8 protein-coding genes are annotated in these 9,724 nt (G+C 43.5%); 3 read left to right on the top strand and 5 right to left on the bottom strand.

Translation table 11 applies throughout. From position 1 onward, the window contains the following. Nucleotides 1-163: 163 nt before the first annotated feature. The 4 genes from IH879_13455 to IH879_13440 form a co-directional block, all read right to left on the bottom strand. Nucleotides 164-385 carry a hypothetical protein gene (locus IH879_13455; GenBank protein MCH7675943.1) on the bottom strand — a complete coding sequence of 74 codons (222 nt, stop codon included), beginning with the start codon at nucleotides 383-385 and terminating at the stop codon, nucleotides 164-166. Nucleotides 386-467: 82 nt separating this feature from the next. Continuing rightward, nucleotides 468-2,252, bottom strand: coding sequence for a VCBS repeat-containing protein (locus IH879_13450; GenBank protein MCH7675942.1), 1,785 nt, complete (start codon nucleotides 2,250-2,252; stop codon nucleotides 468-470). A gap of 207 nt (nucleotides 2,253-2,459) precedes the next feature. After that, nucleotides 2,460-4,004 (bottom strand): DUF1501 domain-containing protein, encoded by a 1,545-nt coding sequence (locus tag IH879_13445; GenBank protein ID MCH7675941.1) that lies wholly within the window; start codon nucleotides 4,002-4,004, stop codon nucleotides 2,460-2,462. 59 nt (nucleotides 4,005-4,063) lie between these two features. After that, the gene (locus IH879_13440) at nucleotides 4,064-5,695 is read right to left on the bottom strand and encodes a DUF1800 domain-containing protein (GenBank protein MCH7675940.1); all 1,632 of its coding nucleotides are present in this window, start codon (nucleotides 5,693-5,695) and stop codon (nucleotides 4,064-4,066) included. 527 nt (nucleotides 5,696-6,222) lie between these two features. Between IH879_13440 and IH879_13435 the strand changes: the two genes are divergently transcribed. The 3 genes from IH879_13435 to IH879_13425 are packed head-to-tail and all read left to right on the top strand — an operon-like array spanning nucleotide 6,223 to nucleotide 8,989. Beyond that, on the top strand, nucleotides 6,223-7,248 hold the full coding sequence (locus IH879_13435; protein ID MCH7675939.1) for an acetamidase/formamidase family protein: 1,026 nt from the start codon (nucleotides 6,223-6,225) through the stop codon (nucleotides 7,246-7,248). Between the two features lie 43 nt (nucleotides 7,249-7,291). Next, the gene (locus IH879_13430) at nucleotides 7,292-8,596 is read left to right on the top strand and encodes a SpoIIE family protein phosphatase (GenBank protein MCH7675938.1); all 1,305 of its coding nucleotides are present in this window, start codon (nucleotides 7,292-7,294) and stop codon (nucleotides 8,594-8,596) included. Between the two features lie 36 nt (nucleotides 8,597-8,632). Continuing rightward, nucleotides 8,633-8,989 (top strand): cytochrome c, encoded by a 357-nt coding sequence (locus IH879_13425; protein ID MCH7675937.1) that lies wholly within the window; start codon nucleotides 8,633-8,635, stop codon nucleotides 8,987-8,989. On the opposite strand, the gene IH879_13420 is transcribed toward IH879_13425, so the two are convergent. Further along, nucleotides 8,986-9,724, bottom strand: a 739-nt coding sequence (locus tag IH879_13420; GenBank protein ID MCH7675936.1) for an aminopeptidase, incomplete at its 5' end; no start/stop codon positions are given. The genes IH879_13425 and IH879_13420 overlap by 4 nt on opposite strands.

The following is a 9,724-nucleotide window of genomic DNA, read 5'->3' as shown; positions in this document are numbered from 1 at the left end:
GATTGATAGGCTTGACTCCGGGCAATATCAACTTGTACTGCAAGTAACAAATTTAGATAATTCTAAGACTGTAACCAGACAATCCAATTTTCATATTATTAATGACGCGTCTAACCGAAGGGTCAGTAAAGTGAATACCCGAATCGGGGTGTGAAAACTCCTTCTACGATTCGCTCACAATCTCACGTGCCCGTTCCATGCGCTCGTGTATCTGCTGTCGTTTTCGGCCAGAGATAGCAGCATAGACATCCGTGGTCTGAATGTACTTGTGGCCCAGCTGGTCCTTGACTTCCTGGGTGTGGGCGGCATCGAGCATATGCACAGCAATGGAATGCCTTAAAATTCCGAAAAAATTAAGGAAATGGGTAAAGCAGCACGTGAACATGTACGAGAAAATTTCCTGATAACGGGTCATTTTAGGGATTATTTGCAGCTTTTTGTTAACTGGGGAAAACTTTAAAAAGTGACTAAGGGAAGACCGCTATCTTTTTCGTTAGGACAATACCCCGTGATGACAAACGGTAGAAGTAAACTCCCGCCGCTAAAGTCTTAGGGGAAAATGTAGCGGAGTGATGTCCTGCCTGAAATTCGGAATCCACTAGAAATGCTATCCTTTGACCTTTTACATTAAATAACTCAATTTTTACTTCTGCAGTACGATTCAATGAAAATGGTATGGTGATTTGATTGATTTGAGCGCCTTGAACTCGCGCCGATTTGAAAAATGGGTTTGGATAACTTTGCTGCACTTGAAAATCTTTTGGACTTGGAAAATCCTCTGAATCGACACTGGTTGTGGCAGTATTATCAAAAATAAAAAGCAAATCATCGAGCTCGTCAATGCCGGTCATGTCGAGGTCGCCGTCGCGGTCCCGGTCGTGAAGTATGGCGCAAGAGCCGGCGCTGCTGGCTGGCAGAGTTCGCGGATTCACAAAATTCCCGTTGCCGTCATTTTCATAAATTGTCCAATTCGCTGAAAAGAAGTTGCTCGTGACCACATCTAAGTCACCATCGCCGTCGATGTCGCCAACATCGATTGCCAGAGGGAAGGCACCTACATCATAAACTTCTGCCTGACTTAAATTCCCGTTGCCATCTCCGCGCAAAAGGGCAAATTGATTTTGTTCAGAGTTTGCAGAAACCACATCAACATGACCATCATTGTCCATATCGCCAACCGCAAGCATCCAGACAGAACCTTTGGCATCGGTCTTAGAAAACTCATTTAAGCTGCCGTTGCCGTCTCCCAGTAAAACGATAATTTCGCCACTATTAAAACTGCCGACAAAAACGTCTGTAATGCCGTCTTCGTTGGCGTCCGCGGCGGCGCAGGCAGTTTCACCTGAAGCGGCGGTGTTCATATTTATGCTTTGGGCAAAAGTCCCATCGCCATTATTCAGCAAAATTGAAATGTTGCTGCTTGCGCGGTTGGCCGTAACAATGTCCTGAGCGCCATCTGAATTTAAATCTAAAACGCAGAGGCCGCGAGTGCCGCTTCCAACAGGATATGTTGCAGGTGGCTTGAGCATCCCGGTGCCGTCTCCGAAAAGCACACTTACTGAGTTGCCTGAAATATTTCCGCAGACAAAATCGAGGAATCCATCGCCATTAAAATCTGCTCCTTCATTTGTGCTCGGAGTAGAATTAGCAGCTAATGAATAAGTAGTGAAATCTGAATAGCCGCCGCTGCCGTCATTCATAAAAACCCTGACATCGCTGACATCTTCATTCGGGACTGTGAAATCGTGAAAACCATCGCCGTTTAGATCACCCGCATAAGCGCCGTAAGTACGAATCATTCCCTCATTGTTTTTCCGGACATTTAGCAGAGCAATTCGTTCGAAATCGAAAGAACCCCTTTCAACCGATGTCCAGAAATTCCAGCTGAAACCGGTTGATAAATTCTCTCCTGATGGTCTTTGAATATTCTTTGACAATGTAACAGTAATCCACTCTCCGACCGAAAAATTTTTATCAGGTGCAAAATGGATTTGTTGATTATTATTTCGAAATGAGAATGTGCCTGGGCAGGCGCCCGACCATCTGCCAAATACAGTAAATGATAGATTGTCTACACTCGCCGGATCGATGGCACTGTCAAAACTTACTGTGATTACCAGATTGTCTACAGACGTCATGCTCTGAGAGGAGGGTTGGAAGGAGGTGATGTTGAGGTTCTGGGCAAGCGCTTTTGAACTTAGCCAAAATATTAAAAGTACAATTGATATTTTGATGACTTGAATTAATTTCATAGCCAACTGAATTTTAAATTAGTTTAAAACAGGTTTAATAAAGGTAGGAGAATTGATTAGTAAATCAACTTTCTTGTTTGACATACACTTTTGGAGTGAGCTTTATTCCTGGAGACTAGACTAGTTGAAGCACAAAACCTTTTAAAAATAAAAACCCCGAAGGCTTTCAGCTCCCGGGGTGTGAAACTCGAACCTAAAAAATCAGAACTACTTCACCAAAGTCATCCTGCGAGTTTCTTGAAAACTACCCGCATTAATTCTGTAGAAATAAGTACCGCTTCCGTAGCCGTTTGCGTTCCAGGTCAATTGATACTTACCTTTATCTTGACGCTCATTCACCAGAATTGCAACTCTTCGTCCGCGACTATTCACTATTTCCAATTTCACATCCGCAGGTTCAGGAAGGCTATACTCAATCGTAGTCGACGGGTTGAATGGATTGGGATAGTTTTGGTTTAAAGTAAACTCATTTGGAATTTCTGCAGGGGGGTTGCCTACACTGGTCGTATTATCGATTAGGGGCAAAGTTGAAAAGTTTTCCCCAAGGATTGCATTCGCATCACCAGCCAGCCACTGTTCCAGTAGAGAAGCATAAATCTGTCTGTAATCGAATTGGTATTTAAGATCGCCGTTTTCCAGATTCGCTAGATCCGGATGTGAGCCGTGGACACCCCCGATTACTGGATTTCCAAAGAGAAATTGCGGAGCGGCTGTGCCATGGTCTGTGCCGTTACTTGCGTTGCCCCGAACCCGGCGGCCAAATTCCGAGAAACACATTCCTGCGACCCTATCGGCGACGCCAAAAATCTCGAGTTCTTGCTGGAAGAGCTGAATCGCTGTTGAAAGTTGTCCCAGCAAGTTTGCGTGGGCATTTGCTTGATTTGCATGCGTATCAAAGCCTCGTATCGAAACGATGTAAATTCGCGTGCTCAGACCACCCGCAATGAGTCTGGCAACAATGGCAAGTTGAGTAGCAAGAGATTGATTAGGATAGTGCACTTGATTATCGTTCTTTTGGTATGCGTCAATAATTTCGCCGGCAAATTGAAACGCAGAAGCTTCGGTGTTGCGCAGAAACTCGAGTTCGTGTTCAGCCGGGGTCGCTGGTATCATGCCGGGTTGAGGATCATGGCCTTCGCCGAGACGGGTGACCAAATCATAAAACTGAACCGGATTTTGCAAAGTGATGCCTTTTTGCTGTCTTCCAAGCAGCGCCAGAGAGGATGTCAGACCGATTTGAATTGCCGGGGGCCCGAATGTTCCGCATGGTTCTCCATCCGGGCAAAGCATATCAAAGTACCTGCCAAGCCAACCGGTCTCCCCAACTGCATCCGAGCTGGAACCTGTCAGCCAGATATCGGTAGAGCGAAAGTGCGACCGGTCCGGGTTTGGATAGCCAACCCCCTGTATAATTGCAAGGTTGCCCGCGTCGTAAAGAGATTTAAAACCAGACATGGCACTATGAAATCCAAGGTCAAGACCATTTGCAATCTGTATCGTTTCAGATTTCGGGATCGCCAGTTGGGGGCGCTCATTATAATAAATGTCATTTGTATATGGGATAATCGTGTTGAGACCGTCATTGCCGCCGGCGCATTGAACCAGTACGAGCACTCTGCCGTCGTCAGGAAAGTTAACCGGATAGTTTGATTTGCCAAGTTTTCTCAGGGGTTTGGAAAATGACCACATCGGCCAAACAATTGGCAGCCCTGCTATTGGCAGCATCACTTGAATGAAGTCTCTACGTTTCATTTTTTCCGTTCCTCTCTTAAAGTGAAATTCAAAAATTTCAAATGTGAAGGATATGAGTCTTAATTTAAATGAAATTCAGGCAACCGCAGTATCTGCACAAGACACTGCGTCACTAAACGATCTGCCCCGGGATACTGTAAGGACCAGTCCTCTTCACTGGCAGTTCCAAGTATGACGGTCACGAGAAAATCAATTTGTTGTTGGCTAACCGGTAAACGCACGAGATGGGTAATCATGGCTTCGGTGAGTTCTCTGGCGTTGGTTAAATTAAAGCTCAGTGCAAATTTTATAGGATCAAACTCAAAAGGAGTTTCATTTCTAAGTAGATCCTTGCTTACAAAGATTTCCGAGACTGTATTTCGCAAAACGTAAGTGGTAGGAGAAATCCAGGAGCGTTGGCCCGGCCAGCCTGCCACATTTGGCGGGTTCATAATTTCCTGATCGATAATAGCCTGGAAAAAGAGCAGAGCAAATACATCGACACTATCCGGAGACAGCATTCGCACGTTGCTCATGGTTAAGTCTACCGGAGATTTAATGAGGGATGACATAACATTTTCGCTATAAAAATGTGTGCTGGTAAGAATTTCTCTCAGAACCGGTTTGATTTCATAATCATTTGAACGAAAAATATCCGCAAGATTGTTTACGAAATCGTCGTCAACTTCCCGGCTCACAAAAAATTCATAAAGTCGCCGGCAGATGTAAACTGCGGTTTGCGGCTGTTCAAGGATGATGTCAATAATATCATCGCCATCGAAATTTCCAGTTTGGCCAAAAAAAGTTTTGCTGCCGTTGTCATGAAAATTTGGGTTTAAAAATGAATTTAGATTATAGAAGTCGGCTTGCCAGCCTGTAAAAGCTCTCGCTGCTTCTTTAATGTCAGTTTCAGTATAATTTCCAACGCCCATTGTAAACAACTCCAAAAGTTCACGGGCAAAATTTTCATTTGGCGCGGCTGCAATGTTCTCCACCCCATTTAAATAAAACAACATTGTCGGGTCTTTGTACATCGCCTTTAGAAAGGCTCTGAAGTTCCCCATTGAGTGTTCGCGCCAGGTGTTGTTTTGTTTATATGCGAGTTGAGCAAGTATCGAAGAGTTCAAATCGGAGGTAAAAACCCCATGCCAGAATAAAGTCATTTTTTCCTGGAGGTTCATCGGCGAGGCCATCATGAGCTGCAGCCACCAGCCGCGCAATTCGTTCATCCTTTCTCGATTAAGCATTAAAAACGCCTGGCGTTGCTCTTGAGTCCAGTTGCGATACTCATTGATATCAAACGGTTCATCAACCCAAACATCCGGGGGAGGGGGCATTTGAGGACTTAGCAGCACATCGACCAGTTCTTCGGTTGTTGAAGATGAGAGGGTTTGGGCTTCCTCCACGCTGACGCCAAAACTTGCTCTTGACAACAAGTGCTGCATTTGTTGGAGCTCAGAATTGTTTTGGTATTTGTTGCCAGGGTGACTTTTGTCGAGCAAGTTTATTACATCTTTCGGTGCGGAGTGTTTACCATTATTTAAATCTCCGGGAGTAATCATCCAATTTTTAGAAATAGGTTGATCCTCTAAGGCCCCGGGCGCCAATTGCGGGTCATAAGGAAGATCAGGATAAAATTTATAGCGTCTCCGTTTGACTTTTGTTTTACTTGAACTTTTGGCGGGTTTCAAAGATTTGAAAAGTTTTTCCATAAGGCACTCCTTAGCTAAGTTAAGTACCTAAAATATTGAAGAGATGTTGCTCTAAAAGCAGGTGCGTTATGACTTTGATTCTGAGGTTTAATCTAGTAACAAAAAATGATCAAAAAATCAAGCTTGTTTTAAAGTCAACAACATTTGAGTTGGCAAATCGGAAATGAAAACAATGAGTTGCTTACCTCAATTATTATGCCACGAAAACCTATTAATCCGTAACCGTCTTATTTCATAAAGCTTATGGTGGCGAGATTTTTGATTGACTATATCTTGACTGTACCACTCAGTACAGTTCTTTGTGCCCCTTTTGGTGCAAGTCAAACTACCAGGTCATATTTACCCAGCGTAAAGTGAAGAATTTATTGAACATGGCTGAATTTCAGAAGTTTGAGAGCCAAGCATCAGTTTTCTGAAACATTTCAACGAAGCTTAAAGAAAATCTGTATTAAACAATAGAGTTTGACTTTTAACCAAAAAGTTCTTACATAAATACAGCTGTCAAACTCTGAAAGGGGAGGGAGATTATGGTCAAAATTAAAAAAATTATTCATGATTTATTAAGCAGTTTTTGCATCTTTATATTGCTTTTTGTTAGTTACACCTGTACGAGTTCAAATAATTCAAACGAAAAAAAAGACATTGAACCGCAATATTTTCTATCAAGCGAAAAAACTCATAACAAATTCAGTAGGAAAATTCCCCCAGTTCTTAGGGTCCCGTCGGGTGCTGTGGTGCAAGTTGAAACCAAAGAAGCCACTGACGGCCAGCTCTCAATCAATTCTAAATCTGAAGACGTCCAAAATGTGAAATTTGATCCCATTCACCCTCTAACCGGACCGGTTTATGTAGAGGGAGCTGAACCGGGAGATATCCTGGCTGTAACGCTGCATCACCTCGAAGTAGGGGATTGGGCATGGTCCGGAGTTTTTTCCGGGTTTGGATTTCTGGCGGATGAATTCACAGAACCCTATCTCAAGACATTTGCCATACCCGATGGTGCAAAGGAAGTCAAATTTTCGGAGAAAATCACTATTCCGCTTAGACCTTTTCCCGGTGTGATGGGGGTGGCGCCGGATACCGATGAGATGCTTTCCACAATTCCGCCGCGGGTGAACGGAGGGAATATGGACAATCCGCATTTGACTGCAGGGACAACAGTTTACTTTCCTGTATTTGTCGAAGGCGCACTTTTTTCGATCGGTGATGCGCATGCAGCCCAGGGCTTTGGTGAAGTGTGCGGCACAGCCATCGAAGCTCCCATGAAGATCATCTATGAAGTTAATGTCATTAAGAATAGCAGGGCAATCAAAGAGCCGCAGTATGAAACTGAAGAATATTATGCCGTAACAGCGTTTGCCACAACCATCGATGAGGCCGCTAAAAAAGCCACCGGTTACATGATCGACTACCTTGTCGAAGAACATGGTTTGGGGCGAACTGAAGCTTATGTGCTTTGCTCGCTGGCAGGCAATTTGGAAATCGTTGAGGTTGTCGATGTACCGCATGTACTTGTAAGTATGCACATGCCTAAGAATGTTCTGGGAATTTAGTCTAAAGCGAGCGAGTTTTTAAAGATCTTGAATGGAGAGTAAAATGTCAAGTGAAAAAGCCCCGAAAGATGAATTAACCCAGCTAAAAGATGAAAATGACCGGCTCAAGAAGTCAATTGAAGATTTATGGACGATAAACCAACTGGCGAGAATAATTAGCACCACCTTACCGGTAAATCAAATTCTTGACAAAGTGGTTTCCGGATCGGTGAAGGCTATCGGGGCTGCCCAGGGTGCAATTTCCCTGCTCGATGAAAAGAAAATAGATGATCCGTTCAAAACGCTCATTAGAAAAGTGGATGAAACGGACTTTACAAAAATATATCGCCTGGATCAAGATCTGAGTGGATGGATGATAAAGAATAGGAAAGCCTTATTGATAAATGATTTTGGCAAAAATACGACGTTCAAGGGCAAACATTCAGCAGTTGACAAAATTCATTCAATTCTAAGCGTGCCGTTATTGTGCAAGGGGCAGTTGATTGGTGTGCTCAGCTTGTTTAATAAAAAAAATAATAGGGAGTTTTCAAAAAATGATCAACGGCTGCTTTCGATTATTGCGTCTCAGTCGGCTCAGGTCATTGAGAATGCCAGGTTGTATGAGCAGGAGAAACAGTTGCTGCAATTCGAGCAGGAGTTGGAAATGGCTCAGTCAATCCAAAACCGGCTGCTTCCCAAAGAGAGTCCTGAAATCGCTGGAATTGATTTGGCCGGCATCAGCTACGCAGCAAAGGAAGTCGGTGGGGACTATTTTGATTTTATTGAGCTCGAAAATGGTCGCTGGGGTATCGCTTTAGGGGATGTTTCCGGAAAGGGAATACCCGCGGCTCTGCTGATGGCTAACTTGCAAGCAACGTTAAGAAATCAAGCGCTGAACCACAGTTCGATTGTTGAATGCATTGCGAAGGCCAATCAATTTCTATATTTAAACACAGAGTCTCATCAATTTGCCACGCTCTTTTTTGGCGTGCTTGATTCAAAAACCAACAATTTTAATTATATCAACGCGGGACATAATTTTCCATTTCATTTGCTCAAGGATGGAGAATTCCGACAGTTGGAAATTGGCGGCCTTGTGGTTGGAATTGGAACTGACAGCGTCTATAATGAAGGGAAAGTCCATTTGAGTCCTGGAGAAATAATTGTAATTTATTCGGATGGGGTTACCGAAGCTGAAGATGCGTCTGAGACCCTGTTTGGGGAGCAGCGGCTGCAGGAAATAATTAAGAAAAATAAGAATTTAAGCTCTCAGAAAATAATGGCTGAGATTTATAAAGAGGTGAAAAATTTTCAAGGTGGTACGGAGCAAGATGACGATATTACCCTGGTTGTTATAAAAGCCACTTAATGATCTCGAGATTCATTTTAGAAACGACGATCCGCTTTGAATGCAAGAATTTTAATTCCAGTCTTAGTCTGGAATTTATTTTTTGTGATTGGCTGTGAAGCTAATCCTCCCGCCGATATCACCGACCCGGGCCAGCTTTTATTTCTTGGTTTTGCAAAAAAAGACGTTAACTGCGCACGATGTCATGGGCAGAACGGCGCTGGCGGACCAGAAGCCCCTGACATTCGAACCTTGTTCAAAAAGTATGACGAGGAAAGGGTCGTCGAAATTATCGAGATTGGGAAAGGGGAGGGTCCCGATGCAATGCCGCCATTTGAAACACAGCTAAATGAAGAAGAAATCAATTTATTGGTGAAATTTTTGAAGTCAATCCAGATAAAGCCTGGGTCTTAACTTTTTTTATCCTTCAGTGCTTTGAAAAACCAGGTTTCTCCGATACTCTCTTTTTCTTTTCCCTGTAACTGCTGAACGATCTGATTTAGTAAAGCTTCCTTGTGAACCATTATTGAAATCGTTTTTGCACGAACATAATGCTCCGATAGATAGATAAAGCCCTCATATTTGCTGTCCTTTTGCCCCCAGGAGTTTTTTGCTTTGTAATACTTTGTGCCGTTTTGGTCATAAGCGGTACCTGTGATATGCATCAGGTGGTCATCCGTTGAAGTGAAGTTGTCAAATGATTCTTGGCGGAGTTCTTGTGTCACTTCCTTCTCCGGTTCCGGTACTTCGCATATTTTGTCTTGTTCTTCCTTGGTTCTGTCCTCCCACTCTTTCACAGGGAGGATGGCGAGCCCTTTCTTTTGACTAAATGAGTTTTCGCTAATGTCGCCGTCCCAGGCTAATGAATAGCCATTTTGAAGCGCGTGATCGATAACAGACATAAATTCATCCAGCGGCACATTGAGGTATTTATTCAACGACCAATTGTCAGGCACCTCTAAACTAAAGTTGGTATAAAAAGGATGATGACGATAGGAAGTAAGTTCTATATAGTCGTCGGGATTAAAACCCAACTCTCCAGCAAAGCTTTTCGGGGTATAGGATTTTCCGTTAAAGGAGAAACTTTCGGGGATTTTCCCGAGATAAGCATCTAAAATACCATCGATTGCTTTGGGCCAGGCTTTACTC

The sequence above is a fragment of the candidate division KSB1 bacterium genome (genome assembly GCA_022562085.1).
Taxonomy (GTDB): Bacteria; Zhuqueibacterota; Zhuqueibacteria; order Oceanimicrobiales; family Oceanimicrobiaceae; genus Oceanimicrobium.
The sequence above is the reverse complement of the archived record's forward strand: the minus strand, read 5'-3'. Positions and strand labels throughout refer to the sequence as shown.